Annotated in this window: 27 protein-coding genes, 1 other RNA gene and 1 pseudogene; 13 read left to right on the top strand and 16 right to left on the bottom strand. The window is 66.4% G+C overall.

What is annotated here, in order from left to right; genetic code table 11:
* The first annotated feature begins 18 nt into the window (after positions 1-18).
* Positions 19-1,287, top strand: coding sequence for a guanine deaminase (gene guaD / locus AC1DZT_RS08775; RefSeq protein WP_478006231.1), 1,269 nt, complete (start codon positions 19-21; stop codon positions 1,285-1,287).
* A gap of 103 nt (positions 1,288-1,390) precedes the next feature.
* Here guaD and AC1DZT_RS08770 read toward each other — a convergent pair whose 3' ends face one another.
* The 5 genes from AC1DZT_RS08770 to AC1DZT_RS08750 all read right to left on the bottom strand — a co-directional run bounded on the left by AC1DZT_RS08770 (position 1,391) and on the right by AC1DZT_RS08750 (position 5,737).
* Positions 1,391-1,714 (bottom strand): ribonuclease E inhibitor RraB, encoded by a 324-nt coding sequence (locus AC1DZT_RS08770; protein WP_478006230.1) that lies wholly within the window; start codon positions 1,712-1,714, stop codon positions 1,391-1,393.
* An 11-nt stretch (positions 1,715-1,725) separates the two neighbouring features.
* Positions 1,726-3,072, bottom strand: coding sequence for an 8-oxoguanine deaminase (locus AC1DZT_RS08765; protein ID WP_478006229.1), 1,347 nt, complete (start codon positions 3,070-3,072; stop codon positions 1,726-1,728).
* A 119-nt stretch (positions 3,073-3,191) separates the two neighbouring features.
* Positions 3,192-3,992, bottom strand: a complete 801-nt coding sequence (locus tag AC1DZT_RS08760; protein ID WP_478006228.1) for an inositol monophosphatase family protein — start codon at positions 3,990-3,992, stop codon at positions 3,192-3,194.
* Between the two features lie 50 nt (positions 3,993-4,042).
* Entirely contained in the window at positions 4,043-4,396 is a 354-nt protein-coding gene (locus tag AC1DZT_RS08755; protein WP_478002938.1) for a helix-turn-helix domain-containing protein, read from the bottom strand.
* A gap of 447 nt (positions 4,397-4,843) precedes the next feature.
* Entirely contained in the window at positions 4,844-5,737 is an 894-nt protein-coding gene (locus AC1DZT_RS08750) for a LysR family transcriptional regulator (RefSeq protein ID WP_478006227.1), read from the bottom strand.
* 125 nt (positions 5,738-5,862) lie between these two features.
* On the opposite strand from AC1DZT_RS08750, the gene AC1DZT_RS08745 reads away from it, so the two are divergent.
* The gene (locus AC1DZT_RS08745; protein WP_478006226.1) at positions 5,863-6,096 is read left to right on the top strand and encodes a DUF1127 domain-containing protein; all 234 of its coding nucleotides are present in this window, start codon (positions 5,863-5,865) and stop codon (positions 6,094-6,096) included.
* A 131-nt stretch (positions 6,097-6,227) separates the two neighbouring features.
* On the top strand, positions 6,228-6,962 hold the full coding sequence (locus tag AC1DZT_RS08740; protein ID WP_478006225.1) for a Bax inhibitor-1/YccA family protein: 735 nt from the start codon (positions 6,228-6,230) through the stop codon (positions 6,960-6,962).
* A 60-nt stretch (positions 6,963-7,022) separates the two neighbouring features.
* Here the strand turns inward: AC1DZT_RS08740 and AC1DZT_RS08735 are convergent, their stop codons facing one another.
* On the bottom strand, positions 7,023-7,715 hold the full coding sequence (locus tag AC1DZT_RS08735; RefSeq protein WP_478006224.1) for a VIT1/CCC1 transporter family protein: 693 nt from the start codon (positions 7,713-7,715) through the stop codon (positions 7,023-7,025).
* Between the two features lie 69 nt (positions 7,716-7,784).
* The gene (gene rpmG, locus AC1DZT_RS08730) at positions 7,785-7,952 is read right to left on the bottom strand and encodes a 50S ribosomal protein L33 (protein ID WP_264492037.1); all 168 of its coding nucleotides are present in this window, start codon (positions 7,950-7,952) and stop codon (positions 7,785-7,787) included.
* A 203-nt stretch (positions 7,953-8,155) separates the two neighbouring features.
* On the opposite strand from rpmG, the gene AC1DZT_RS08725 reads away from it, so the two are divergent.
* Positions 8,156-9,838, top strand: coding sequence for an Hsp70 family protein (locus AC1DZT_RS08725; protein WP_478006223.1), 1,683 nt, complete (start codon positions 8,156-8,158; stop codon positions 9,836-9,838).
* Positions 9,828-10,883, top strand: coding sequence for a hypothetical protein (locus tag AC1DZT_RS08720; protein ID WP_478006222.1), 1,056 nt, complete (start codon positions 9,828-9,830; stop codon positions 10,881-10,883). The genes AC1DZT_RS08725 and AC1DZT_RS08720 overlap by 11 nt, the downstream gene beginning before the upstream one ends.
* Positions 10,884-10,904: 21 nt before the next feature.
* Here the strand turns inward: AC1DZT_RS08720 and rnpB are convergent.
* An RNA gene (rnpB, locus tag AC1DZT_RS08715) (RNase P RNA component class A) lies at positions 10,905-11,335 on the bottom strand.
* Positions 11,336-11,536: 201 nt separating this feature from the next.
* On the opposite strand from rnpB, the gene AC1DZT_RS08710 reads away from it, so the two are divergent.
* Positions 11,537-12,019 carry a DUF2938 domain-containing protein gene (locus AC1DZT_RS08710; RefSeq protein ID WP_478006221.1) on the top strand — a complete coding sequence of 161 codons (483 nt, stop codon included), beginning with the start codon at positions 11,537-11,539 and terminating at the stop codon, positions 12,017-12,019.
* Here the strand turns inward: AC1DZT_RS08710 and AC1DZT_RS08705 are convergent, their stop codons facing one another.
* The 5 genes from AC1DZT_RS08705 to AC1DZT_RS08685 form a co-directional block, all read right to left on the bottom strand.
* Positions 12,020-12,682, bottom strand: coding sequence for an N-acetylmuramoyl-L-alanine amidase (locus AC1DZT_RS08705; protein ID WP_478006220.1), 663 nt, complete (start codon positions 12,680-12,682; stop codon positions 12,020-12,022).
* Positions 12,679-13,503 (bottom strand): hypothetical protein, encoded by an 825-nt coding sequence (locus AC1DZT_RS08700; RefSeq protein WP_478006219.1) that lies wholly within the window; start codon positions 13,501-13,503, stop codon positions 12,679-12,681. Before AC1DZT_RS08700 ends, AC1DZT_RS08705 begins: the two co-directional genes overlap by 4 nt.
* A 56-nt stretch (positions 13,504-13,559) precedes the next feature.
* Positions 13,560-15,047 carry an Asp-tRNA(Asn)/Glu-tRNA(Gln) amidotransferase subunit GatA gene (gatA, locus tag AC1DZT_RS08695; RefSeq protein WP_478006303.1) on the bottom strand — a complete coding sequence of 496 codons (1,488 nt, stop codon included), beginning with the start codon at positions 15,045-15,047 and terminating at the stop codon, positions 13,560-13,562.
* Positions 15,047-15,334: an Asp-tRNA(Asn)/Glu-tRNA(Gln) amidotransferase subunit GatC gene (gene gatC, locus AC1DZT_RS08690; RefSeq protein WP_478006218.1), complete on the bottom strand. Its 288-nt coding sequence runs from the start codon at positions 15,332-15,334 to the stop codon at positions 15,047-15,049. Before gatC ends, gatA begins: the two co-directional genes overlap by 1 nt.
* Before the next feature lie 195 nt (positions 15,335-15,529).
* Positions 15,530-16,243 (bottom strand): helix-turn-helix transcriptional regulator, encoded by a 714-nt coding sequence (locus AC1DZT_RS08685; protein ID WP_478006217.1) that lies wholly within the window; start codon positions 16,241-16,243, stop codon positions 15,530-15,532.
* Between the two features lie 107 nt (positions 16,244-16,350).
* Here AC1DZT_RS08685 and AC1DZT_RS08680 point away from each other — a divergent pair, with 107 nt between their 5' ends.
* Together AC1DZT_RS08680 and AC1DZT_RS08675 are read left to right on the top strand one after the other, a co-directional pair.
* A complete protein-coding gene (locus AC1DZT_RS08680; RefSeq protein ID WP_478006216.1) occupies positions 16,351-16,740 on the top strand; it encodes a YybH family protein in 390 nt (129 codons plus the stop codon).
* A 121-nt stretch (positions 16,741-16,861) separates the two neighbouring features.
* Entirely contained in the window at positions 16,862-17,554 is a 693-nt protein-coding gene (locus AC1DZT_RS08675; protein WP_478006215.1) for a metal-dependent hydrolase, read from the top strand.
* A 2-nt stretch (positions 17,555-17,556) separates the two neighbouring features.
* On the opposite strand, the gene AC1DZT_RS08670 is transcribed toward AC1DZT_RS08675, so the two are convergent.
* The 3 genes and pseudogenes from AC1DZT_RS08670 to AC1DZT_RS08660 all read right to left on the bottom strand — a co-directional run bounded on the left by AC1DZT_RS08670 (position 17,557) and on the right by AC1DZT_RS08660 (position 19,376).
* Positions 17,557-17,799 carry a hypothetical protein gene (locus tag AC1DZT_RS08670; protein ID WP_478006214.1) on the bottom strand — a complete coding sequence of 81 codons (243 nt, stop codon included), beginning with the start codon at positions 17,797-17,799 and terminating at the stop codon, positions 17,557-17,559.
* 380 nt (positions 17,800-18,179) lie between these two features.
* Positions 18,180-18,859: pseudogene (locus AC1DZT_RS08665) on the bottom strand (IS1595 family transposase).
* 52 nt (positions 18,860-18,911) lie between these two features.
* The gene (locus AC1DZT_RS08660) at positions 18,912-19,376 is read right to left on the bottom strand and encodes a nucleoside deaminase (RefSeq protein WP_478006302.1); all 465 of its coding nucleotides are present in this window, start codon (positions 19,374-19,376) and stop codon (positions 18,912-18,914) included.
* 99 nt (positions 19,377-19,475) lie between these two features.
* On the opposite strand from AC1DZT_RS08660, the gene AC1DZT_RS08655 reads away from it, so the two are divergent.
* The 5 genes from AC1DZT_RS08655 to AC1DZT_RS08635 all read left to right on the top strand — a co-directional run bounded on the left by AC1DZT_RS08655 (position 19,476) and on the right by AC1DZT_RS08635 (position 25,096).
* A complete protein-coding gene (locus AC1DZT_RS08655; protein WP_478006213.1) occupies positions 19,476-20,591 on the top strand; it encodes a pseudouridine synthase in 1,116 nt (371 codons plus the stop codon).
* Between the two features lie 330 nt (positions 20,592-20,921).
* Positions 20,922-21,728: a 5-bromo-4-chloroindolyl phosphate hydrolysis family protein gene (locus tag AC1DZT_RS08650; RefSeq protein WP_478006212.1), complete on the top strand. Its 807-nt coding sequence runs from the start codon at positions 20,922-20,924 to the stop codon at positions 21,726-21,728.
* Between the two features lie 57 nt (positions 21,729-21,785).
* On the top strand, positions 21,786-23,003 hold the full coding sequence (locus AC1DZT_RS08645; protein WP_478006211.1) for a toxic anion resistance protein: 1,218 nt from the start codon (positions 21,786-21,788) through the stop codon (positions 23,001-23,003).
* Positions 23,004-23,065: 62 nt separating this feature from the next.
* Positions 23,066-23,965 carry a DUF2927 domain-containing protein gene (locus tag AC1DZT_RS08640; protein ID WP_478006210.1) on the top strand — a complete coding sequence of 300 codons (900 nt, stop codon included), beginning with the start codon at positions 23,066-23,068 and terminating at the stop codon, positions 23,963-23,965.
* Positions 23,966-23,989: 24 nt separating this feature from the next.
* Positions 23,990-25,096, top strand: a complete 1,107-nt coding sequence (locus AC1DZT_RS08635) for an SPFH domain-containing protein (protein ID WP_478006301.1) — start codon at positions 23,990-23,992, stop codon at positions 25,094-25,096.
* The last annotated feature ends 1 nt before the right edge of the window (position 25,097 follow it).

The following is a 25,097-nucleotide window of genomic DNA, read 5'->3' as shown; positions in this document are numbered from 1 at the left end:
CGGAAAAAGAGGTGAGATATGGCCGATTTGCTGTTGGGGCGGGTGCTGTCCTATTCGGGCGACCCCTTTGTGGCGGAGGATGTGGTCCGCCTGCATGAGGCCGTGCTGGTCGAGGGCGGCAAGATCCGCGCGCTCGGCTCTGCCGCCGCGCTGCGGGCGGCGCATCCGCAGGCGCAGGTCACCGATTATGGCACCTGCCTCATCTCGGCCGGGTTCATCGACGCCCATGTGCATTACCCGCAGACGGCGATGATCGCCTCCTGGGGCAAAAGGCTGATCGACTGGCTGAACCTCTACACCTTCCCCGAGGAGATGCGCTTTGCCGATCCCTCCTATGCGACGGAGGTGGCCGAGCGTTACTTCGACCTGGCGCTGGCGCATGGCACGACCTCGATGTGTTCCTATGCGACGATCCATCCCGGTTCGGTCGATGCCTTCTTCGAAGGGGCAAAGGCGCGGGGATTGCGGGCCTATACCGGCAAGACCTGCATGGACCGCAACGCGCCCGAGGGGCTGCGCGACACGGCGCAAAGCGCCTATGACGACAGCAAGCGGCTTTTGCAGAAGTGGCACGGGGTGGAGCGGCTGTCCTATGTGATCACGCCGCGATTCTCGCCGACCTCGACGCCGGAACAGCTGGCGGCGATGGGCGCGCTCTGGCGGGAATATCCCGATTGCCTGATGCAGACGCATCTTTCCGAACAGACCGACGAGATTGCCTGGGTCAAGGAACTGTTCCCGCAATCGCGCGACTACCTCGACACCTACGAGGCGCAGGGCCTTCTGCGCGAAGGCGCGGTCTATGGCCATGCGATCCACCTGACCGCGCGCGAGAAGGCGCGGCTGGCCGAGGCGGGGGCGAGCCTCGTGCATTGCCCGACCTCGAACACCTTCATCGGATCGGGCCTCTTCGACATGGGCCTGGCCAAGGCTTTGCGGGTGGGGCTGGCCACCGACACCGGCGGGGGATCGTCGTTTTCGATGCTGCGGACGATGGCTGCGGCCTATGAGGTGGCGCAACTGCGCGGCCAGGCGCTGCACCCGTCGCAACTGTGGTGGCTGGCGACGCAAGGCTCGGCCCGGGCTTTGCGGGCGGAGCATCAGATCGGCAATATAGCACCGGGTATGGAGGCTGACCTCGTGGTGATCGACCTCGCCTCGACCCCGGCCATCGCACAAGCCACGCGGCGGGCGGAGGATCTCTGGCAGGCGGTCTTCCCGACCATCATGATGGGGGATGACCGCGCGGTGCGGGCGGTCTGGATCGCGGGCAAGCCGCGCGCCTGAGGCCGGCGCCGGAGGGTTTCACACCCTCCGGACCTCCCGTGGGATATTTGGGGACCGATGAAGGGGGGTGCGGGGGGGAAGGTTCAGCCGGTCGCGCGCGGGGTCAGGCGTCGAGGCCGAGGTCCCAGCCGTCGGGGTAGAAGTCGAAGGCGAGGGCGACTTCGGTGGCGACGCGTTCATGGGTCCAGATCGCCTCGGGCGTGATCGGGATCTGCGAAACGGTGGCCACGACAAGCTCCTCATCCCGGCTGCAGCGGAAGCCCTTGGCGGCAAGCGCCTTCATCACGGCGGGGTAATTGGCGTCGTGTTCCTCGGGGTAGAAGAGGAAATCGACATCGGCCCGTTCGGGCAGCTTCTTCATACCCTTGGGCATGTCCCGAAAGGTGTTGAAGGTCTCGCGGCGTTGGGCTTCGAAATTATGGCGCATGGGGCGGCTTATCATGCCATCAGGCGGCGGGCCAGATGGTTTTGCCTTTCGATCACCCGGGGCAGATCGAGGGTGAGCATCTGGCCGGAGCCGACGATCTGCCGACCTTCGACGAAGAGATCGCGCACCCGGGTCGGCCCGGCGAGGAGGAGTGCCGCGGGGTCCCAGGAGCCGGCGCTTTCAACGCCCGAGACGTCCCAGATCGCCAGATCCGCCCGCATCCCCGGCGCCAGCGCGCCGCAATCCGGGCGGCCGAGCACCCTGGCGCCGCCGAGGGTGGCAATCTCCAGCGCCTCGCGCGCGCTCATCGCGTCGGCGCCGCGCATCACGCGTTGCAGAAGCATCGCCTGCCGCGCCTCGGCCACGAGGTTGCCCGCGTCATTGCTGGCGGAGCCATCGACGCCGAGGCCGACCTTGACCCCGGCATCGCGCATCGCACGAACCGGCGCTATGCCCGAGCCGAGGCGGCAGTTGGAACAGGGGCAATGGGCGACGCCGGTGCCGCTGCGGGCGAAGAGCGCGATCTCGGAGGGGTCGAGCTTGACGCAATGCGCATGCCAGACATCGGGGCCGGTCCAGCCGAGCTCTTCGGCATATTGCCCGGGGCGGCAGCCGAACTTGGCCAGCGAATAGGCGATATCCTCGTCATTTTCGGCCAGATGGGTGTGCAGCATCACCCCCTTGTCGCGGGCGAGCAGGGCAGTGTCGCGCATCAGATCCCGGCTGACCGAGAAGGGCGAACAGGGGGCGAGGCCAACCCGCAGCAGCGCGCCTTCGGCGGCATCGTGGTGGCGGTCGACGAGGCGGATCATGTCTTCGAGGATCGCGGCCTCGGTTTCCACCAGCGCATCCGGCGGCAAGCCGCCCAGGCTTTCGCCGATGCTCATAGCACCTCGGGTCGGGTGGAAGCGCAGGCCGACCTCGGCCGCGGCGGCGATGGAATCGTCCAGCCGCGCCCCGTTGGGAAAGAGGTAAAGGTGGTCCGAAGTCAGGGTGCAGCCCGACAGCGCGAGTTCGGCCAGCCCGACCTGGGTGGAGGTGAAGATCTCCTCCGGGCCGAAGCGCGCCCAGATCGGGTAGAGCGTCTTCAGCCAGCCGAACAGCAGCGCATCCTGACCGCCCGGGACGGCGCGGGTCAGGCTTTGGTAGAGATGGTGGTGGGTGTTCACGAGGCCGGGGGTGACGATGCAGCCCTTTGCCTCGACCACGCGGCCCGCGGTCGTCAGGCCCTGCCCCAGCGCCACCACCCTGCCATCGCGCAACAGGATATCCGCGCCGTGCAATTCGCGGCGGGTTTCGTCCATCGTCACGATGGTATCGGCCTGACGGATCAGGACTTCGGCGGAAATTCTGGACATGCGGACCCCTTCACCCCCTTCGGTGCTGGGTCCGGGGCGCGACAGAAGGGGCAAGGACTCGCGCAGGGGTGATTTATCCGAAACCGTGCGCGAATCAAGCCCTTGATTGGGAAAAAGCCTCAGCTGTTGAGGAGCGCCATCGCCTCGGCGTGAATCCCGGCATTGGCGGCGGCGAGGATCTGGCCGCCCATCGGGCAGGGATTGCCCTGCCAGTCGGTGACGATGCCGCCCGCCGCCTCGATCACCGCGATCGGGCCCTGCACGTCATAGGCCTTGAGGCCCGCCTCGATCACCAGGTCGATCTGGCCGGCGGCGATCAGGGCATAGGCGTAGCAGTCGGTGCCATAGCGGGTCAGCCTCGCCTGAGCCTTGACGCGGTTGAAGGCCGCCCCTTCGGCGGGCGTGCCGACTTCGGGAAAGGTGGTGAAGAGGATGGCCTGCGACAGGGGGCGGGCCGGGCGGGTCTTGAGCAGCCGGTGGCCCTGCGGCCCATCCACCTCGGCGCGGCCAAAGCCGCCGCGGAAGCGTTCGCCGATGAAGGGCTGATCGATCAGGCCATAGATCGGCCCCCTGGCGTCGGAGACCGCGATCAGCACGCCCCAGGTCGGGGTGCCCGACAGGTAGCTGCGGGTGCCGTCGATCGGGTCAAGCACCCAGGTCAGCCCCGAGGTGCCGGCCGAGGTGCCATATTCCTCGCCCAGGATGCCGTCATCCGGGCGGCGCTGCGCCAGGATCTCGCGCATCTTCTGTTCGGACAGGCGATCGGCCACCGTCACCGGGTCGAAATGGCTGGCTTCCTTGTTATCGGCCGCCAGACCCTCGCTGCGAAAATGCAGCAGCGTGGCCGCACGCGCCGCATCGGCCAGCGCATCGGCCACGTCCATCAGTTCGGTTGCAAGTGCGCGGCTGATCTCGGCCATGGAGCCCTCCTGTCTGACGCCTCTGGCGCTACAGGGGGGCCGGGCTTTGGTCAAGCAGCCTCGGACAGAACCCGGGCCAGATCGAACAGGCGACGGCGCTGCGCTTCGGGAATGGCGTAATAGGAGCGCACGAGTTCCGCGGCTTCCTTGTCGCCCATCATGTCGGCGCTGGCCGGGGCTTCCCCACCTGCGAGGCCTTCGAAGAAGAAGCTGATCGACACACCCAGCGTGTCAGCAATATCCCAAAGACGCGAGGCAGAGACCCGGTTCATCCCGGTTTCATATTTTTGGACTTGCTGGAATTTGATCCCAACCTTTTCGGCCAGCTGTTGTTGGGTCATCCCCACCATCCAGCGCCGATGGCGTATACGCTTGCCGACATGTGCATCAACCGGGTGCTTCATCGTAATCTCCTAACACGTGGTACCGTCCCCACCCTCTTACAAGCAAGAAGTGTGCCAAAGTTTTTGAGTGTCGCGAAAAAAATGGAAAAGTCGTATGTAGACCAAAGAAACTATCCTTTAGTCAGTTTCAATTATACAAACGAACAAGAATACAACGCCAACATGTCTAAATCGCCGGTAGCGGTTTTTCGCGGGGCATAACTCGCGCTATACGGGTTTCGCAAAAAGCTTTGCATTTTGCAAAAGTTTGCGCGACATTCTGTCGCAAAATGCAATTTCCCTGCGGATTGAGCGGCTTCGCCTGCCAGATTGCGCCGCTTCGCCCCAGAAGTTCGGGCGATTTAACGGCTTTTTGACGGCGACAACCTGCACCCCTCGATTTGCCTCCGTGCCGGGCGCCGAAAACCGCACAACCCAAACGTGTCACGTCTCCGTGATGCCGGGCCTCTAAAGCGCCGCGACGCCCTCGGTTTCAAGCTGGCGCGGCACTTTTCCGCCATAGGCGGTGCGGATCAGACCGGTCAGGGCGGCCAGCGCCGGGTTGCGCACGGCGGTCGCGGCATAGAGGTTGATCTTCATCCTTGCGAGGTCGGGAAGGCTGCCGCCGTGGTTGATCCGCTCCACATGGCGGGGTTCGGAGCCTTCCAGAACCGTGTGCACGGCGAGGTCGGCGCTGACCGTGGCCTCGACGGTGCGGGTGTTGTCGCTGTCCACGGCCAGCACCCAGGGCACGCCGGCCGCATCCAGCCTTTCCTGCACGCCCTGCCGGAAGATGCAGCGCTGTTCATAGGCGAGCGGCAGCGGCCTTTGCCGCCAGGCCTGCCCGCCCGGCGCGCCGACCCAGATCAGCTGCAGCTCGGCCAGCGTCTCGCCCTCGGGATCGACGCCGTCTTCGGTGGTCACGATCAGATCGCATTCGCCGCGCGCGAATTGCGTCTTCAGCACCCGGGTGAAGGAGGACAGAAGCCGCACCTTCACCTTGGGAAAGTCGAGCGCGAAGCGTTGCAGCACCTGCGGGATCGCCGGATAGACGATGTCATGCGGCACGCCCAGCGTCAGCTCGCCCTCGAACTGCGCCTTGGTCAGCAGACCGTAGATCTCGTCATTGAGCGACAGCATCCGCCGGGCATAGCTGAGCATGTGCTCGCCCGCCGCCGTCGGCACCACCTTGCGCGCCGAACGGTCGAGCAGTTCGACGCCGAGGCTGTCCTCCAGCCGGCGGATCTGCATCGAGACCGCCGATTGCGTCAGGTTCAGAAAGCCTGCCGCCCGGGTGACACCGCCCGCATCGGCGATGGCCACGAAGGACCGCAGGGCCGTCAGGTCGAGGTTGCGCGCCATATCACAATTCCTGATACATAGAGCCACAATCATTCATTTTCGTGTTGTGCCAGATCATGCGACAAGGATCAAGTCCGATGATGCCCCGTGGAATCACATCACAAACCGTTATGAAAGGCCAGACCATGTCGCGCTCCCCTGCCCCGCTGTCCCTGCCGGCGCGCCGCGCAGCCCCCCTGTCCCTGCATCGCCTGATCGGCGCCCTGCACCGCGCCTTCACCCTGCGCAAGACCCGGCGCGACCTCAGCGCGCTGGACGCGCATCTGCTCTGCGACATCGGCCTCACCCCCGATCAGGCCCGCAAAGAGGCGCTGCGCCCGCTTTGGGACGCCCCTTCGGGCTGGCTGAAGCGCGACTGACGAGGTCTGCGGGATCAAAAAGCCGCGAAGACGGCTTTTGTTCCATGAAATCCTTGAACTGGCGGCCCGCAATGCCGATATTCCTTGCAAGTGCCGGGCGAAAACCGGCCTGCCAGACAACGGAGGCTTTCATGGCTGACTTTCAGACGCGTACTATCGGCGCCACCGCCGGCCTTGCCATCGACGAGGGCCTGCGCGCGCATATGACAAAGGTCTACGGCACGATGTCCGTGGGCATGCTGGTGACGGCAGCGGTCAGCTGGGCCGTGGGCACCACGCCCGCCCTGCTGCAGGCCTTCATCAACCCGGTGACCTACCACCTCAACATCCTCGGCTGGATCGTGACCTTCCTGCCCCTGGTGATGGTGATGGCCTTCGGTGCGCTGCTGCCGCGTCTGTCGGTGGGCGCTGCCCAGCTGTTCTTCTACGTCTATGCCGCCGCGATGGGCCTGTCGCTGTCCTTCATCTTCGCCGTCTACACCGGGGCCTCGATCGCCTCGACCTTCCTGGCCACCGCCGCCGCCTTCGCGGGTCTGAGCCTTTACGGCTATACGACCAAGCGGAACCTGTCGGGCATGGGCTCTTTCCTGATGATGGGCGTGATCGGGATCGTGGTTGCGATGCTGATCAACATCTTCCTGCAATCCTCGGCCCTGCAGTTCGCCATCTCGGTGATCGGGGTGCTGCTGTTTGCCGGCCTGACCGCCTATGACACGCAGACCATCAAGGGCAACTACATCGCCAATGCCCGCGCCGGCAATGAAGAGTGGATGGCCAAGTCCGCAATCATGGGCGCGCTGCAGCTCTACCTCGACTTCATCAACATGTTCACCTTCCTGCTGCAGTTCATGGGCGATCGCCGCTGACCTGACCGGACGGATATGAAGACAAAGGGCCGGGGATCTCCCCGGCCCTTTTGCTTAGGCTCAGACCACCGCGCCGAAGATCTTGCCGACCATGGCCGTCACCCCCATCGCAACCGCCCCCCAGAAGGTCACCCGCAACACCCCGCGCAGCATCGAAGAGCCGCCGGCCCGCGCACCAACCGCCCCCAGCAACGCGAGGAAGGCCAAGGACAGCACGGTGACCCAAAGGGTGATCTGCGCCTCGGGCACCAGCGCCGCCGCGGCCAGCGGCAGGGCCGCCCCGGTGGCAAAGGTCGCGGCAGAGGCTGCAGCGGCGACCAGCGGGTTGGCCTCGTTATGCGCGAAAAGGCCAAGTTCATCGCGGACATGGGCGGCCAGCGGGTCCTTGGCATGCAGCGCGGTGGCCACCTGCAGGGCGAGGGCCGGCTCCAGCCCGCGATCCGCGTAAATCCCGGCCAGGGCACGGAGTTCCTCCTCCGGATCGGCGGCGATCTCGGCCCGCTCGCGCGCGATATCGGCGCCCTCGGTATCGGCCTGCGAGGAGACCGAGACATATTCCCCCGCCGCCATCGCCAGCGCCCCGGCGGCAAGCCCCGCCGCGCCGGCCACCATGACCTCGGCCCGCCCCGAGGCGGCGGCCACCCCCATGATCAAGGAGGCGGTGGAGATGATTCCGTCATTCGCCCCCAGCACCGCCGCCCTGAGCCAGCCGACCCGGGCGATATAGTGCTCCTCGCGGTGATTTCGTTCCATCGGCAGACCTCCAAAAGCAAAACCGCGCCCGAAGGGGCGCGGCTTGACCGTACATCCGGTTGGCAGATCTTACTTGATCTTGCCTTCCTTGTATTCGACATGCTCCCGCTTGACGGGGTCATACTTGTTGACCGTCATCTTTTCGGTCATGGTCCGGGCGTTCTTCTTCGTCACGTAGAAGTGCCCGGTGCCAGCCGTCGAGTTCAGACGGATCTTGATCGTCGCCGGTTTGGCCATAGTCATCTCTCCTGCATCGGGGAAGCGCACGCCGCCCCGCAAAATCCTTGAGCCCGCCTTTTACCCATCACGACGGCAGAGTCAACCGCGTATCCCGAGGAATCACGGGCGCCGCGGGACTTTTTGAAGGCCCGCGCCACTTCCGGCTTGTCCGGCGCCAAGGCGGCGTGTTCCATGGTCGAAATCCTTGATGAGGCCCCGTTTTGCAGTTCGGCATTGACCTTGGCACCACCCATTCGCTGATCGCCGTCTTCCGCAATGGCGCGCCGGAACTGATCCCCAATGCCCTGGGCGAGGTGCTGACCCCCTCGGTCGTGGCCCTGCACGAGGGCCATCTCCTGACCGGCCGCGCCGCGCGCGAGGTGGCGCTGGCCCATCCCGAACGCGCGGCCTCGGTCTTCAAGCGCGCCATGGGCACCGACCGGCGCTATCGTCTGGGCGGCACGGATTATGGCGCGCCCGAGCTTTCGGCGATGATTCTGCAAAGCCTGAAACAGGATGCCGAGGCGCATCTGGGCTGCGTCGTCCGCGACGTGGTAATCTCGGTCCCGGCCTATTTCAACGAGCTGCAGCGCAAGGCGGTGCGCAGCGCGGGCCAGATCGCCGGGCTGAACGTCACACGGCTGATCAACGAACCCACCGCCGCCGCGCTCGCCTATGGCTTGCACGAAAGGGACGAGGCCAAGATCCTCGTCTTTGATCTGGGCGGCGGCACTTTCGATGTCTCGGTCCTCGACCTTTTCGAAGGCGTGATCGAGGTGAAGGCCAGCGCCGGCGACGCCTTTCTGGGCGGCGAGGATTTCACCGAGAGCCTGGCAAAATACATCGCCAGCCAATCGGCGCTCGACTTCAACGATCCCGCCCTGCGGCCCCAGCTTCTGCATCTGGCCGAGACGGCCAAGCGCGGCCTGACCGAGGCAACCTCGGTCCGGATCGAGGCCGAGGTGCAGGGCAAGGCCCTGGCGCTGGACCTGACGCGCGAGCGGTTCGAGACGGTGACGGCGCCCCTGGTCACCCGGCTCAACGCGCCCTTGGAGCGGGCGCTGACCGATGCGGGGCTTGGGGCGGAAGAGATCGACCGCGTCGTGCTGGTGGGCGGCGCCTCGCGGATGGGGGCGGCGCGGGCGCTGGCGGCGCGGCGCCTGCGGCAGTTCCCGACCATGACGCTGGACCCCGACCATGTGGTGGCGCTTGGCGCTGCGGTGCAGGCGGCGCTGGTGGCCGAGGATGCCGCCCTCGGCGATGTGGTGATGACCGATGTTTCCGCCTTCACCCTCGGCGTCGACATCAGCCATCGGATCGGCGGCGTGGTGCGCGGCGGCTATTACTCTCCCATCATCGAGCGCAACGCGGTCATCCCGACCTCACGCGAGATGATGTTTTCGACGGCGTATCTGGGGCAGGAGAACATCCGCCTCGGCATCTATCAGGGCGAGGCGCCGCTCGTCGCGCACAACCTCAGCCTGGGGCAGATCGAGGTGCCGGTGCCGCGCAACCTGGCCGAACACGAATCGATCATGGTCCGCTTCACCTATGATGTCTCGGGCCTGCTGGAGGTTGAGGTGAAGGTCATGTCCACCGGCCATCAGGCGCGGCTGGTGGTGACCGAACTGGCCGGAGAGATGTCCGCCGCCGAGATATCCGAGGCCGTGGCCAAGATGGCCCGCCTCAAGGTGCATCCCCGCGACGAGGCGGCGAACATCCATCTGCGCGCGCGGATCGAGGCCACCTATGCCAATGCCCGCGGCCCGGCGCGCGACTGGGTGACCGGGCTTCTGCTGCAGCTGGACACCGCGATCGAGGCGCAGGACAAGCAGGCCCTCGCCAGCTTGCGCGACAGGCTCCACGCCGATCTCGATGCCTATGAGGCCGATCATGTCCGCTGAGGGGGAATGGCCCTGGTCGCTTCTGGGGCTGCAGGAGGCGCCGCAAGACCCGAAAGAGATCCGCCGCGCCTATGCCCGCCAGCTGAAGCAGATCGACCAGAAGACCGAGATCGCCCGCTTCGACGCGCTGCGCGAGGCCTATGCCGTGGCGCTGGACCTGAGGGAGAGCCTGACCCCGAAATCCGCGCCCCCGGCCCCCGCCCCGGTCGCGCCGCAACAGGACCTGGCCCAGCCAGAGCCGACCCAGCCTGACCCACCCGAACCAGATCTGACCGACGCCGACCTGGCCCAATCCGCGGCCCTGCTGGCGCTTTTGCACCCGTCGAAGCCGGGCACGACCCTGGCGGAGCGGGTGAAGACGGTGCTCGGCGACCAGCTCTCCCTCGCCCCGCAGAATGCCGAGGCCCTGCGGCGGGCCGTGGCGCAGGCGATCCGTCAGGCCAGCCAACCCGGCCTGTCCGAGCGCAACCTGCCCGTCTCGCTCGACGGCCCGCTGATCTATTGGCTGGATCTGCGCTATGGCTGGCTCAGCGATTACGCCGCCTTCAGCCGCGATTTCGGCAACGATTACGAGCTTCTGGAAATCATGGCCAGCCGCGCCTTCCCCGCTCCGGTGCCACCGACCGCCGCCCCTCCGCGCCGCCGGAGCCGCTTTGAAAGCACGCTGGATTCGCTCTTCACCCATGGTCCGGGCCGCTATGGGCTGTTTCTGGGGCTGATGGTTCTGACCCATCTGGGCCCCACCCATTTGCGCACATCGAATCAGGCGGATCAGATCGAGGTCCTGCTGCTGCACGGGGTTGCCGCCATCGGGCTTGCCTACCTTTACCTGAAGCTTCGGCACGGAAAGTTCCGCCAGATGGCGCCGGTGATCTGCGGCTGGCTTGGCCTTGGCGTTCTGTCACTGGATGTGCCGACCGGCGGCGGGCCGGCGTCGCCGGTGTTTCATCCGGGCTACCATTGGCTTGCCATCACCGCGCTCGTCCTGTCGGTCTGGCTCGCCATCTGGCTTTTCAAGGAGATGCGCCGCTGGTCCTGGCGGTGACCCTTCAAGTCTGGGGCCAGTTTGCGCGGATGGCCTGTAAGCCGGATTCTGTCCAAGGCTTGCGCCTCTGGATGACCATTCCTCTGCCGCACCTGTTACCAGGGCGGTCAAGCTGCCAACCCGGGCCTCTGGGTTGAAGTCACCCCGCGGAGGTATCCGGCACCCGTTGCCAGGTGTGGATCCGGACCTTTCCGCGCAAGGCCCCTATTCGGCATTGCTCCGGGTGGGGCTTGCCATACCGTCCCTGTTGCCAGGTCCGTGGTGGGCTCTTACCCCACCGTTTCACCCTCACCTTGGTTTGACGCCGGGCGAGGCCCGGCACCAAGGCAGACTCTTCTCTGTGGCGCTTTCCCTGGGGTTGCCCCCGCCGGGCGTTACCCGGCACCCTTACTTCATGGAGTCCGGACTTTCCTCGAAACGGTCGCCCGCCCCGCGGTCATCCAGCCATCCGCGCGAGAGGGGGAATAGGGCCAAGCCGCCCCGCCGTCAATGGCCGCAAGCTTGCACGCGTGCAATCGGGGGAAAGCGGCGTGACATCAAGGGCTTGGCAATTCGCCTTAACCTTTCGTTCAGAATTTCACCCCGGAGGAGAGGTTGCGTTTTCCCGCCGCAGGCGTCACGGTGCGCCCGGGCCAGAGCCAAGGGAGAATCCGGTGGAGTTCATCACACGCAGCCTTTTCATCGGCATCGGGGCCACGGCGCTGTTCGACCTCTGGGGCCTTGCGCTGCATCTGGCCTTCGGCCTGCCGCGGCCAAGCTGGACGATGGGCGGGCGCTGGTTCGGCCATGTCGCGGGCGGCAAGGTCTGGCATGACGACATCGCGCGCGCCGAGGCCATCCCGAACGAGACTCTGCTGGGCTGGATCGGGCATTACGCGATCGGCGTCCTTTACGCCGCCGCCTTGCTCGCGATCTGGGGCCTTGGCTGGGCCAAGGCGCCGACGCTGGGACCGGCGCTGTTCGTCGGCATCATCACCATCTCGGCCGGCTGGTTCCTGATGGCGCCGGGCATGGGCGCGGGCATCGCGGCCAGCAAGACGCCCAACCCGACCAAGGCCCGGCTTCTGGGCCTTGCGGCGCATGTGGTGTTTGGCCTTGGGCTTTACCTGTCGGCGCTGCTGATCAAGGGGCTCTGATCAGGCGGACAGGGCCGGAAACCGCGCCGCAAGATCGGCGGCCAGCGCATCATCCACCGCATCGCGCGGGCCCTTCGCCCAGGGGCGAAAGCGCAGGCGGAAGGCGTGGAGCAGCGTCGCCTCATCCGCCTCGGGGTAGCCGAAGGCGCGGGCGGAGGCGATGAAGTCGGGCAGAGCCGCTTGCGGGGCGGCAGAGACCTCGGGCCAGACCGCGAAGCCGCCAAGCGCCAGGCGCCGCCAGTCGAAATGCGGGCCGGGGTCGGATTTGCGGGTCGGCGCCATGTCGGAATGGGCGATGACGCCCGAGGCCGGGATGGCCCAGCGCCCCATGATCGCGGTCAGCAGGCGTTCCAGCCCCTCCATCTGAGGTTCGGGGAAAGGCATGTGGCCGGGGTTCTGGATCTCGATCCCGATCGAGGCGGAGTTGACATCGCTCACTCCGCCCCAGGCCCCCTGCCCGGCATGCCAGGCGCGCCGGTCCTCGTCCACCAGGGCCTCGGCGCTGCCGTCGAGGTCCAGCAGCCAATGGGCCGAAACCTCGTGGAACGGGTCGCAAAGCCGGGCCCGCGCCTCGGCGAGGCTGGGCATCCCGGTGTAATGCAGCACGATCAGCCGGGGCGTCAGGCCACCGCGCCGCACCCCGTGATTGGGCGAAACGCTCACTTCTTCGCGTTGCGGAAGGGGCGCGGGTCCCAGGAACAGGCGAAGCCGTCGCCATCCGGGTCCAGGGCCTTGCGGTCACGCTGCGGGCCGCCTGCGGCGAGGAAGGCCTGCTGGGCCAGATCGGGCGAGGCGAAGGCGGCGCAGGCCTTTTCCGGGTTGGTCAGGTAGAAGGGCGGGCGGGAATACAGCTTGACCCCCGGCGGGTTGGTGGTCTGCAGCGCATATTCCGCGATGTTCGGGCCTTCGGCGCCGGAACGCGTCGGCAGGGCGCCGGGTTGGACCACGACATATTGCTCGCGGTTGCACTCGATCCGCTGGGCGTCCGAGGCGATGGATTCGCGCGACTTGACCGCGTTGAAGTCCTGCTCGTCCGAGACGCCGCCGCTGGCATAGTTCATCTCGGAGGTAGTTTCGGCGATGCCGGCAAAGGCATTGCCGCGCCCGGCGCAGGCGTTGGCATTGATCGGTGGCATGGCGGAAGGGCTGGTGACGGGGCCGGTGGCCTGGCCGGTCGTGGCGCCGAGCTGGCCGGTCGGGTCCAGCGGCGCGCCCGGGGTGGCGCCGGAACCGATCAGGGCGCCGGTCTGCGGGCCAGTCGTTGCCCCGGTCGCAGAGCCGCCTTCGGCAGCCGCAATCGCCGCCGCGGCACCTTCGGGCGAGAAGCCCTGGCTCGGGGCCGCCGGGGCCATCGTGCCCGACATGTCAGAGCTTGCGCCCGGTTGCGAATGGGTCTGCAGATAGGTGTTATAGTCCTGCACGCCCGCCGGGCCCGAGTCGGGCACGCTGGACACGCAGGCCGAAAGACCTGCCACAAACATCATTCCCACATACGCCGTGCGCATCGTTTCTTGCCCCGCCTGACCGCTTTTCGCTGGCCTTACCACCATTTCGCAGGCTTGGAAACAAAGCCTGCCGCACGCTCCAATACATAAGCGTGATTGAGCAGACCTGCCTCATCCCAGGGCTTGCCGATCAGTTGCAGCCCCAAAGGCAGGCCCTTGGAATCGGTGCCGACCGGGACAGAGATGCCCGGAAGCCCCGCGAGGTTGACCGTCACGGTGAAGACATCGTTGAGGTACATCTCGACCGGATCGGCATTGGCCATCTCGCCCAGACCGAAGGCGCTGGAGGGCGTGGCCGGGGTCAAGATCGCGTCGATGCCTTCCGCAAAGGCCAGTTCGAAGTCGCGCTTGATCAGGGCGCGGACCTTGCGGGCGCGGTTGTAATAGGCGTCATAGAAGCCCGCCGAGAGGACGTAGGTGCCCACCATGATCCGGCGCTGCACCTCGGCGCCAAAGCCTTCGGCGCGGGTCTTCTCATACATCTCGGTGATGCCGTCGCCAGCCGCCAGCTTGGCGCGGTGGCCATAGCGCACCCCGTCATAGCGGGCGAGGTTGGAGGAAGCCTCCGCCGGGGCGATGACGTAATAGGCGGGCAGCGCGTATTTGGTGTGCGGCAGCGAGATATCGACGATCTCGGCGCCCGCATCCTTCATCATCGCGATGCCGTTCTGCCAGAGCGCCTCGATCTCGGCCGGCATGCCGTCCATCCGGTATTCCTTCGGAATGCCGATCTTCTTGCCGCGGATGTCGCCGGTCAGGGCGGCTTCGAAATCGGGGACCATCAGGTTGGCCGAGGTCGAATCCTTCGGGTCATGGCCCGCCATGGCCGAGAGGAAAATCGCGGCATCGCGGACCGATTTGGTCATCGGCCCCGCCTGGTCGAGCGAGGAGGCGAAGGCCACGATGCCCCAGCGCGAGACGCGGCCGTAGGTCGGCTTGATCCCGGTGATGCCGGTGAAGGCCGCAGGCTGGCGGATCGAGCCGCCGGTGTCGGTGCCGGTGGCGCCAAGGCAAAGGTCCGCCGCAACCGCCGCCGCCGAGCCGCCCGACGACCCGCCCGGCGTCAGCGCCGTCGTGTCATTGCCGCGCCGCCAGGGGTTGATCGCATTGCCGTAAGCCGAGGACTCGTTGGACGACCCCATCGCGAACTCGTCCATGTTGAGCTTGCCCAGCATGACCGCCCCGGCCTCGAAGAGCTTGGTGGTCACGGTGGATTCGTATTCCGGCTTGAACCCCTTGAGGATGTTCGAAGCGGCCTGCGAGGGCACGCCCTTGGTGCAGAAGAGATCCTTGATCCCGAGGGGAATGCCGCAGAGGTCGGGCGCATCGCCGGCCTTCAGGCGGGCATCGGCGGCGCGGGCCTGTTCCAGTGCGATCTCGGGCGTCTTGTGGACAAAGGCGTTCAGCGCATCGCCCGCGTCGATCGCGGTGAGGCAGGCCATGGTCAGGTCGACCGCCGACAGATCCCCGGCGCGCAGGGCGTCGCGGGCGGCGGCGATGGTGAGTTCGTTCGGGTTCGTCATCATTCCACCACCTTCGGCACCGCAAAGAAACCTTCCCGCGCATCGGGCGCGTTCTTCAGGATCTGCTCTTGGATATTGCCATCCGTCACCACATCGACCCGCCGCGCCAGACGCATCGGCGTGACCGAGACCATCGGCTCGATCCCGTCCACATCGACCTCGTTCAGCTGCTCCATGAAGCCCAGGATGCCGGAAAGCTGCTCGGCCAGTTTCGGCAGATCGGCCTCCTCGACCCGGATCCGGGCGAGTTTGGCCACTTTGCGCGCCGTTGCGATGTCGATCGACATGGGGCTAGGTCCTTTGGATGAGGGGCGCCGCGGCAGGCCGGGGCCCCTGATTGCGGCTTTCCCTTTAGCCGCGCACGCCCCGCCCTGCAAGCCGGTCGGCGGGGCAAGCAGGGCCGCAAGGCAGCCGGAGGGTGGAAAAACCGGCACCGCGCCGCGATCCGACCGCCCTGCGGCCCGTCGCTTATGACCCGTCGCCTATGGTCCGTCCCGCATCGCCCTCTCCTGCGATCCGGCCTCACCGTCCAGCGCATCGGCAAAGCGCTTGCCGCGTTCCGGGCGAAAGCGCTGTCCGGTGGGTTCGGCCTGCCCGATCCGGTCCAGCCGCAGGTGGCGGAAGGCATCCGAGGCCTCGCACCAGATCGTCAAAAGCCAGACCCGATCGAACACCGTCAGCCCGAGCGGCCGCGCGATCCGCTCGGAAGTCGCGCCGGACAGGCTGGTATAGGTGATCTGCAGCGTCTCGTGCCGGGCAATCGACCGGCACAGTGCGTCTTGCAGTGCCGCAGCCGCGGCATCCGGGGCGGCGGCGCTGGGTCCGGCGGCGAGCGGGCTTTGCAGCATGCCCTCGCGCGCGCTGTCGCCCAGCGCCGAGGCGATCTTGGCCGCAGCCCTTTGGGCGGCGGCGGCCAGGGTCTCGCCGCTGCGGGCCGCGACCAGACGCGTGCCAAGGGCAAGGGCCGCCAGCTCTTCGGCATCGAAGGACAGCGAGGGCATGAAATAGCCCTTCTCCATCACATAGCCGAGACCGCCCGCGCCCCGGATCGGCGCGCCCATCGCCTGAAGGTCGGCAATGTCGCGGTAGAGGGTGCGCAGGGACACCGCCATCAGCCCGGCCAGCTCTTGGGCCGTGACGGGGCGGCTGCGCAGGCGCAACTGGTCGAGAAGGCGAAGCAGACGAAAGACCCGCATTCCCGACTCCTCTGCCGCCCCCTCTGGCGCCCCTGCCACTTTCTGACACTGGGCCGGGTTAGTCCGGCAAAGTCAACGCCCCGGGACGGGGCCAGATGGAGAGAGCCATGGACAAGACAGCAATTCTGAACACGATCGACACGATGACAGCGGCCTTTGCGGCGGGGGATATCGACGCCATCCTGTCGACCTATGAGCCGGGCGCCTGCGTGATGGGCCAGCCCGGCCAGCCGGTGGCGGGCGAGGCCGCGCTGCGCCAGATGTTCGCCGGCTATATGGCGCAGGGCGTGGCCTTTGCCTATGGCGGGCATGAGGTCGTGGTGGCGGGCGATCTTGCCCTGCACCTGATGGCATGGACCGCGCCGACCCCCGCCGGTCCGATGACCGCGCTTTCGGTGGCGGTGCTGCGGCGCCAGGCAGCGGGCGGAGGTGAGCGCGTATGGAAAATGGTGATCGACCATCCCTTCGGCGATGGCGTGCTGCATCCGGCCGGTTGAAGTCCGCGCTCCGGCCGCCGAAAACCGAGGCATTGCCCCCCGCCTCAGGCACTTTTGCGCGAGGGTGGTGGCAAAAGAGGCGGGCCGCGCTAGACTTTGCCCAGGATCAAAGGAGACCCCCATGAAAATCACCTGGCTTGGCCATTCCGGCTTTCGGATCGAAATCGAACAGGCGGTGCTGCTGATCGACCCCTGGCTGACCGGCAACCCGATGTTCCCGGCGCTGATGCGCGACAAGGCGATTGCAGGGGTCACCCATATCCTTCTGACCCATGGCCATGGCGACCACACCGGCGATGCCTGTGCGATTGCCAAGGAAAAGGATGTGGCGATTGCCGGGATCTATGACCTTGCGACCTATCTCGAGGCCTCGGAAGGGGTGAAGATCACGGGCTTCAACAAGGGCGGCACGATCGATTGCGGCGGGGCCAAGGTGACGCTGGTCAATGCCTGCCATTCCTCCTCGACTTCGGGGCCGAACGGGCCGGTCGCGGTGGGATCGGAAGGCGGCTTCATGATCGCGGGAGAGGGCCATACGATCTATCTGTCGGGCGATACCGACATCATGGCCGACATGGACTGGATGGGCGATTACCACAAGCCCGACATCGGCATCCTGTCGGCGGGCGGGCATTTCACCATGGACATGGCGCGGGCGGCCTATGCCGCCAAGCGCTATTTCAACTTCAAGACCGTGATCCCCTGCCATTACCGCACCTTCCCGCTCTTGGCACAGAACGCCGATGTGCTGAAGGCGGGCCTGCCGGGGGTGGAGGTGATCGAGCCCGAAGTGATGGACCCGATCACGCTCTAGGATCAGAAATCCCAGCCGCGCCCCTGCATCCGTTGCGGGCGCGGCCCGAGGCCGATGTCGCGCAGGATATGGTCGCTCAGATCCGCCACGGGCTGATCCGGGGGATGCTTGCGCCGGGTGATGGCGGCCCGCAGATAGGCGAAGCCCACCGCCAGCGCCCCGTGGCGCGCGATCAGCGCCTGCAGGCTTGGCAGAGGCAAGTCATTGGAATCGTTCAACGTCATGTAGATGTTCGGGCTGCTCATGGCAGCGCGCTCCTGTGAATGGGGGTCCGGAGCCGAGACAGACCAAGGGCGTCTGGGGCGGACGGTTTGCGGTGAGGGGATGCCTATGAGGCAGTCGGGGTCGCGTCAGACGCTCGGGCCAAAGGCCTTACGAGCGGCGGAAAGCGCCCAGTCCAGTCAGGCCGCGGTTCGGGGCGAGTGCGTAAACAGTCATCTGCGTCCCTCCCTCTTTGGCGTGTTGGACGCGGATCGGATAGCACGGCTCTTGAAATTCGCAAAATGGTATTTAAGGGGGGAGGCGATTTTTCTGCGAAAAATCGGAACGGGGGCGGGCAAGGTGATTTTTCGCAGAAAAATCGGGGCCAGGGCCGGTCAGACGATTTTTCGGCGAAGGGTCTTGACTAGCAGAGGGGGTTTTTCCGGCAGATTTTGAGGAGAAGCCGGGTGAGATCCTCGCCCCGATTGTTGTACCTGAACTCGCACTCCTTCAAGTGCAAAGAGAAGGTGGCGGGGCTGATGCCGCGGAACCTGGCGAGGCGAGTCTTGGCATAGCCCCAGAAGGCCTCGATGCCATTGATATGGACCTCGCCGCGCACGAATTCGTCGCGGCCATGGTCGACGCGGACATGGGCATAACCGAAGTCTCCGAGGTGGTTGTACGAGCGCCACCGGTCGGTGTTGATCACGGAGGACGGCTCCACCCGTTCCAGGATTACCCTTTGCAATGAACGCATTGAGACATCCGGGACCACCTGGCACCAGACCTAGCCGCCGCGTTCGAAGATGCCGAAAACGATGGTTTTCCGCCCCGCGCCGCGTCCCGTCATGCCCTTGACGCGGCGCGGGCCGAAGTAGCTTTCGTCGGCCTCGACCACACCGAGAAGGGCGATTGCTCGGCGCACCAGAGGGCCATCCGCTGGCGTAGGAGACCGAGAAACCGGTTGACCGTGTTGCGGTTCAGACCCGAAACCTGAGCGATCTGGGAGGCCGTCAGATCGGCCGCGACGAGCCGAATGAAGGCCCGAAATTGGGCCTCAGAAAGTTTCGAACTTTTTGCGTAGCGATTCCTCAGCTCTTTCATAGCATTAGGCCACTTTCATGGACCTCTGCTAGTCAAGACCCTCTGCGAAAAATCAGGATGACGGGCCAGGGTCGCGCCTTTCGGCGAAGAAGGCGCGCAGGAGGCTGGCGGAGTCCGTGGCGGAAATGCCGTCGTAGACCTCCGGCACATGGTGGCATTGCGGATGGGTGAAGATGCGCGGGCCTTGGGCGATGCCGCCGGATTTGGGGTCGGCGGCGCCGTAGTAAAGCCGGGCGATGCGGGTGTTGGCGATGGCGGCGGCGCACATCGGGCAAGGCTCCAGCGTGACATAGAGGTCGTGGCCGGGAAGGCGCTCGGACCCGGCGGCGGCGCAGGCGGCACGCAGGGCGAGGATTTCGGCATGGGCGGTGGGGTCGCAAAGCTCACGCGTGCGGTTGCCGGCGCGGGCGATGATCTGGCCGCCCTGCGCCACCACGGCGCCCACCGGAACCTCGCCCCGGGCGCCTGCGGCACGGGCCTCGGCAAGGGCCTCTTCCATGAAGGAGCGGAAATTCATTTGCATCTGGTCGCCCCGCTGCCTATGGGAAGGTCTGGCCCGCAGGACGCGCGCCACCCGCCCGAGTTTGGGCGAATTCCCGTATGAAGGATGCCCGTGATGGCCGAAAAGACAACCCCTCCCGCAAAGCCCTATCAGCCGCCGAAGGCGCCGCGGCCCCATGCTGCCAAACCTGCTGCGGCCAAACCCGCCGAGGCGGCGACCACCGCGCCCGAGGGCGACCGGATTGCCAAGGTGCTGAGCCGGGCCGGCATCGCCTCGCGCCGGGAGGCCGAAAGGCTGATCGAGATCGGCGAAGTGGCGGTGAATGGCAAGGTCATCACCTCGCCCGCGCTGAATGTGACCGCGCGCGACAAGATCACCGTCGGCGGCAAGCCGGTGGCCCCGGCGGAACCGGCGCGGCTTTGGCTGTACTACAAGCCCGAGGGGCTGGTGACTTCGGAATCGGACGAGAAGGGCCGCGCCACGGTCTTCGACAATCTGCCGCCGGATTTGCCGCGGGTGATGTCGGTCGGGCGGCTCGACCTCAATTCGGAGGGCCTGCTGCTCCTGACCAATGATGGCGAATTGAAGCGGCGGCTGGAGCTGCCCTCGACCGGGTGGCTGCGCAAGTATCGGGTGCGGATCAACGGCAATCCGACCGATCCGGATCTGGAGCCGCTGCGCAAGGGCATCGTCGTGGATGGCGAGCGGTTTCAGCCGATGTCGGTGGTGCTGGACCGGATCCAGGGGGCGAATGCCTGGCTGACGATCGGCTTGCGCGAGGGCAAGAACCGGGAAATCCGCCGGGCACTCAATGCTTTGGACCTTTATGTGAACCGGCTGATCCGCGTCAGCTATGGCCCCTTCCGCCTTGGTGATCTGACCGAGGGTCAGGTCGAGGAGGTCAAGCCGCGGGTGTTGCGCGACCAGTTGGGGCTGGACCCGATGGCCGAGGAAGAGGCGCCGCAGAAGCCGATGCCGAAAGGCGCGCCGCGTGGCCCGGGCGGGGTGCCGCGCACGGTCAGCCACGGCCCGGTGCGCGCCAAGCCGCGGGCCGAAGGGCGGGGCGAGGCCGAGGCGCCCAAGCCGCGGGGCGACAAGCCCTTTGCCGGGGGCAAGCCCTTTGCCGCCAAGCCCTATCCCGCCAAGGGTGGCCCGCGTGGCGAGGGTCCGCGCGGGGAGGGTCCGAAATCCGATGGTCCCCGCCCGGCGCGGCCGCGGCGGCCCGGCTGATCCCTGCCCCGGCCAGACCCGCGCCGGCCAAACCTGTCCCGGCGGGGTTTTGCGCAAGGGGGGCGGGGCGGGGAATATTGCGGTATTTTCCCAATCAATCTCGGGGGCTGACTATAGCCAGCCCCCCGGCCCTCGCCTATACTCCGTCGCGAGTTTTCCCTCCGGTGGAGCCTGACCCATGTCGGCCAAAGCGCTTCAGACCCTGTCCTTCGTCCTTCTTTTCGGGCTGACGCTCTATGTCGCGCTTGGCGGTGGCCGCTGATGGCGCGGCGGGTGGTGGGCAAATATTCCCCGAACCAGAGCGGGAGTGGTGCGGAGGCGGAGGCGGTGGTGATCCAGACGCCCGCGCCGCCGGGCGGGGCCATGCTGCGGGCCAACCTCGCGTTTCTTCTGGCCTTTCCCTTTCTGATCAAGGCCTTTGCCGGGACCACCGCCGCCCTCTTCTCTGGCCTTGGCGCGGGGGGCATCCTGCTGCTGGCGGCCTGGCTGACCCGCGAGGGGGTCAAGGCTCATGCCGCCTTCGACGCGCGCAAGATCGCCCGCCGTCCGGCCATTCCGCGCAAGCTGTTCGGCGCGGCGCTGACCGGGGCCGGGCTGATGACCGGCGCGGCCCTGTGGGAGACCAACAGCTACGCGCTTCTGGCCATCGGCATGATCGGGGCGGTGCTGCATCTGGGCAGCTTCGGGCTTGACCCGATGCGCGCCAAGGGGATGGAGGGGGTCGATGCCTTCCAGACCGACCGCGTTGCCCGCGCCGTGACCGAGGGGGAAGGCTTTCTCGCCCAGATGAAGGATGCGATCCTGCGCGCCAATGACGGCGCCCTCGAGTCCCAGGTCGACCGCTTTGCCGAAACCGCCCGCACCCTCTTCCGCCAGGTCGAGAACGACCCCGGCGATCTGACCTCGGCGCGCAAGTACATGTCGGTCTATCTGATGAGCGCCCGCGACGCGACGGTGAAGTTCGCCGATGTCTATGCCGCCAGCCGCTCGGCCACGGCGCGGGCGGACTACGAATCCCTCCTGACCGATCTGGAGCGCAATTTTGCCAGCCGCACCCAGGCGCTTCTGTCCAACGACCACACCAGCCTCGATGTCGAAATCAGTGTCCTGCGCGACCGGTTGAAACTGGAAGGCTAGCCCATCCCCAATTCGCACCTATCTTTCCCCCCAATTCCTTCCCAGAGTGAGGCCACCATGACCGAACCCGTAACGCCTTCCGCAAGCACCTCTGTCACCGCTGCCGCCGCCGCCAATGCCCTGGCGGAAGTGGAAAAAGTCACGGCCACCCTCATGCCCGAACCCGCCAATGCGATCGTGACGCTGGAGGCCGCCAGCCCGCCCCAGGCCGAGGCGATCACCCGGCGCATGGCCGAGATCGACATGGGCAACACCCAGTCGATCATCTCTTTCGGGGCGGGCGCGCAAAGCGAATTGCAGACGATCAGCCAGGAAATGCTGACCGGCGTGCGCAACAAGGATGTGGGGCCGGCGGGTCAGGCCCTGGCCGATATCGTCTCCACCATCCGGGGTTTTTCGGGCTCCGAGCTTGACGCCGGGCGCGAGCGCAGCTGGTGGGAGAAGCTGACCGGGGCCGCCGCCCCCCTGGCCAATTTCATGGCGCGTTATGAAGAGGTGCAGGGCCAGATCGACAGGATCACCGACAACCTTCTGATGCACGAGACGATGCTTCTGAAGGATATCAAGGCTTTGGACATGCTTTATGCCAAGACCCTGACCTTCTATGACGAGCTTGGCCTTTACATCGCCGCCGGTCAGGCCAAGCTGAAGGAGCTGGACGCCACGACGATCCCGGCGCTGGATGCGGCGGTCAAGGCCGCGGCGCCGGATGATCAGGTGAAACAGGCGCAGATCCTGCGCGACATGCGCGCCGCCCGCGACGATCTGGAACGCCGGGTCTATGACCTGCAGCTGACCCGTCAGGTGACGATGCAGAGCCTGCCCTCGATCCGCCTCGTGCAGGAAAACGACAAGTCCCTCGTCGGCAAGATCAACTCGACCCTGATGAACACCGTGCCGCTTTGGGAAACCCAGCTGGCGCAGGCCGTGACCATCCAGCGGTCGCGCGAGGCGGCCGAGGCGATCAAGGGCGCCAATGACCTGACCAACGAATTGCTGACGGCCAATGCCAAGAACCTGCAGGAAAGCAACAAGATCGTCCGCACCGAGATGGAGCGTGGCGTCTTCGACATCGAGGCGGTGCAATCGGCCAACGCCACCCTGATTGCCACGATCGAGGAAAGCCTCGCCATCGCCGACGAGGGCAAGGCCAAGCGGGCCGCGGCCGAGGCCGAGCTGATCAAGATGGAAGGCGCCCTGCGCGACACCCTGTCGGCGGCCCATGCCAAGGCCACCGGCTCGGGTGACAATATCGGGGGCGCAGTGCGGGGCTGATGCGGCAAGGGGTGGGGTTCAGGGTCGGACAGAGGCTTCAGGGGGCAGCTCTTGGAGCGGCGTTGGCGCTTGCCGCCTGCACCGCGCCGCCGCCCCCGCCGGCGCCGGAGCCCGCGCCACCCCCCGCCCCCGTCGTCACCGCCCCGGAGCCGGAAACCCCGGCCAGTGCGGCGCTGAAGGCGCATTACCTGCGGGTGCAGACGGCTCTGCTTTCCGAAGGTCTGCTGCGCACCGAAATGGCGCCCTATGATGCGCCCTTCACCGACCGCAATCTGATGGAGAATTTCCTGATGATCGCGATGCACGAGGAATATTCCGGCGGCCAGATCTCGATGCGGCGCAGCGGCGCGCCGATACCCCTGCAACGCTGGGTGGCGCCGATCCGGGTCTCGGTCCTCTTCGGCCCGGCGGTGCCCAAGGCGCAGGTGGCGGCGGACCGTGCCCGCGTCGCCTCTTACTTCGCGCGGCTTTCCCGGGTCAGCGGCCATCCGATCATCCTGACCACCCAGAACCCGAACTTCTGGGTCCACATCGCGACGGTTGACGAACGCGCAGGCCTGGCCCCGGTTCTGGAGGCCGAGATGCCGGGCTTGACCGCCGGGCAGATCGGCTCGGTCACCCATATGGACGACACGACCTATTGCCAGGTCCTGACCCAGACCGACGAGGCAAGCTCGACCTATGCCCGCGCCGTGGCCGTCATCCCCTCGGAACACCCCGACCTGATGCGTCTGGCCTGTTTCCACGAGGAACTGGCCCAGGCGCTTGGCCTGCCCAATGACAGCAACGCGGCCCGGCCCTCGATCTTCAACGACGATCAGGAATTTGCCCTGCTGACCAAGCAGGACGAGCTGATGCTGCGCATCCTTTACGACCCCGCGCTGCGCCCCGGCATGACCGAGGCGGAAGCGCGGCCCATCGTCCAATCCCTTGCAAGCCGCCTGATGGACGGCAACAGTTAAGCCGCAAGCCTGCGGAGGAGGTAGATCATGGTTTTCGGATTTCTGAAGGGCGAGTTCATCGATGTCATCTCCTGGACCGATGACACCCGCGACACGATGGTCTGGCGCTTTGAACGGCGCGACAATGCGATCAAATATGGCGCGAAGCTGACGGTGCGCGAGGGTCAGGCCGCGGTCTTCATCAACGAGGGTCAGCTGGCCGATGTCTTCGGCCCGGGGCTTTATGAGCTTCAGACCAACAACATGCCGATCATGACGACCTTGCAGCACTGGGACCACGGCTTCCAGTCGCCCTTCAAATGCGAGATCTATTTCGTCAACACGACAAGGTTCAACAACCTCAAATGGGGCACCCAGAACCCGATCATGTGCCGCGATCCGGAGTTCGGCCCGGTCCGCATCCGCGCCTTTGGCACCTATGCGATGCGGGTGACCGATCCGGGCCTGTTCATGAAGGAGGTCGTGGGGACGGATGGCGAGTTCACCTCGGATGAAATCTCGATCCAGATCCGCAATGTGATCGTCCAGCAGATGAGCCAGGCCCTGGCGAAGTCCGGGATTCCGGTGCTCGACATGGCGGCCAACACGATGGATCTGGCGAAACTGGTCAATACCGCGATTGCGCCGACGGTGGCGGCCTATGGCCTCGCCCTGCCGGAGTTCTACATCGAGAACATCTCGCTGCCCGACGAGGTGGAAAAGGTGCTCGACAAGCGGACCTCGATGGGGATTGCCGGGGATCTGAACAAATACATGCAGTTCAATGCCGCCGAGGGGATGGCGCAGCCGGGCTCCGCCATGGGCGCCACGATGGGGGCCGCGATGGGCGCTGGCATGGGCTTCAACATGGGCGCGCAGGTTGGCCCTTGGGGGGCTGCGCCTGCCGCTCCCGCAGCGCCGCCACCGCCGCCCGCCGCGGCACGGCAATGGCATGTCGCCGAAAACGGCGCGACCAAGGGGCCCTATGGCGAGGCTGATCTGGCCGCCATGGCCGCCTCGGGCGCGCTGTCCCGCGGCAGCATGGTCTGGACCGCCGGGCAGGACGGCTGGAAGGCCGCCGGCGAGACCGAGCTTGCCAAGCTCTTCGCCATGGTCCCGCCGCCCCCGCCGCCCCCGGCCCCGGGGCAGTAAC

Source organism: Rhodobacter sp. P1_C2 (assembly GCF_056406375.1).
This window is presented reverse-complemented; position numbering and strand designations above follow the sequence as displayed.

Coding starts and splice junctions, on each gene's coding strand:
- AC1DZT_RS08765 (WP_478006229.1), bottom strand. CDS start 3,072: ATGTCCAGAATTTCCGCCGAAGTCCTGATCCGTCAGGCCGATACCATC.
- AC1DZT_RS08750 (WP_478006227.1), bottom strand. CDS start 5,737: ATGGCGCGCAACCTCGACCTGACGGCCCTGCGGTCCTTCGTGGCCATC.
- AC1DZT_RS08655 (WP_478006213.1), top strand. CDS start 19,476: ATGGCCGAAAAGACAACCCCTCCCGCAAAGCCCTATCAGCCGCCGAAG.
- rpmG (WP_264492037.1), bottom strand. CDS start 7,952: ATGGCCAAACCGGCGACGATCAAGATCCGTCTGAACTCGACGGCTGGC.
- AC1DZT_RS08680 (WP_478006216.1), top strand. CDS start 16,351: ATGGACAAGACAGCAATTCTGAACACGATCGACACGATGACAGCGGCC.
- AC1DZT_RS08735 (WP_478006224.1), bottom strand. CDS start 7,715: ATGGAACGAAATCACCGCGAGGAGCACTATATCGCCCGGGTCGGCTGG.
- AC1DZT_RS08675 (WP_478006215.1), top strand. CDS start 16,862: ATGAAAATCACCTGGCTTGGCCATTCCGGCTTTCGGATCGAAATCGAA.
- AC1DZT_RS08700 (WP_478006219.1), bottom strand. CDS start 13,503: ATGATGTTTGTGGCAGGTCTTTCGGCCTGCGTGTCCAGCGTGCCCGAC.
- AC1DZT_RS08770 (WP_478006230.1), bottom strand. CDS start 1,714: ATGCGCCATAATTTCGAAGCCCAACGCCGCGAGACCTTCAACACCTTT.
- AC1DZT_RS08740 (WP_478006225.1), top strand. CDS start 6,228: ATGGCTGACTTTCAGACGCGTACTATCGGCGCCACCGCCGGCCTTGCC.
- AC1DZT_RS08660 (WP_478006302.1), bottom strand. CDS start 19,376: ATGAATTTCCGCTCCTTCATGGAAGAGGCCCTTGCCGAGGCCCGTGCC.
- AC1DZT_RS08685 (WP_478006217.1), bottom strand. CDS start 16,243: ATGCGGGTCTTTCGTCTGCTTCGCCTTCTCGACCAGTTGCGCCTGCGC.
- AC1DZT_RS08670 (WP_478006214.1), bottom strand. CDS start 17,799: ATGAGCAGCCCGAACATCTACATGACGTTGAACGATTCCAATGACTTG.
- AC1DZT_RS08760 (WP_478006228.1), bottom strand. CDS start 3,992: ATGGCCGAGATCAGCCGCGCACTTGCAACCGAACTGATGGACGTGGCC.
- AC1DZT_RS08720 (WP_478006222.1), top strand. CDS start 9,828: ATGTCCGCTGAGGGGGAATGGCCCTGGTCGCTTCTGGGGCTGCAGGAG.
- AC1DZT_RS08745 (WP_478006226.1), top strand. CDS start 5,863: ATGTCGCGCTCCCCTGCCCCGCTGTCCCTGCCGGCGCGCCGCGCAGCC.
- AC1DZT_RS08645 (WP_478006211.1), top strand. CDS start 21,786: ATGACCGAACCCGTAACGCCTTCCGCAAGCACCTCTGTCACCGCTGCC.
- AC1DZT_RS08755 (WP_478002938.1), bottom strand. CDS start 4,396: ATGAAGCACCCGGTTGATGCACATGTCGGCAAGCGTATACGCCATCGG.
- gatC (WP_478006218.1), bottom strand. CDS start 15,334: ATGTCGATCGACATCGCAACGGCGCGCAAAGTGGCCAAACTCGCCCGG.
- gatA (WP_478006303.1), bottom strand. CDS start 15,047: ATGACGAACCCGAACGAACTCACCATCGCCGCCGCCCGCGACGCCCTG.
- guaD (WP_478006231.1), top strand. CDS start 19: ATGGCCGATTTGCTGTTGGGGCGGGTGCTGTCCTATTCGGGCGACCCC.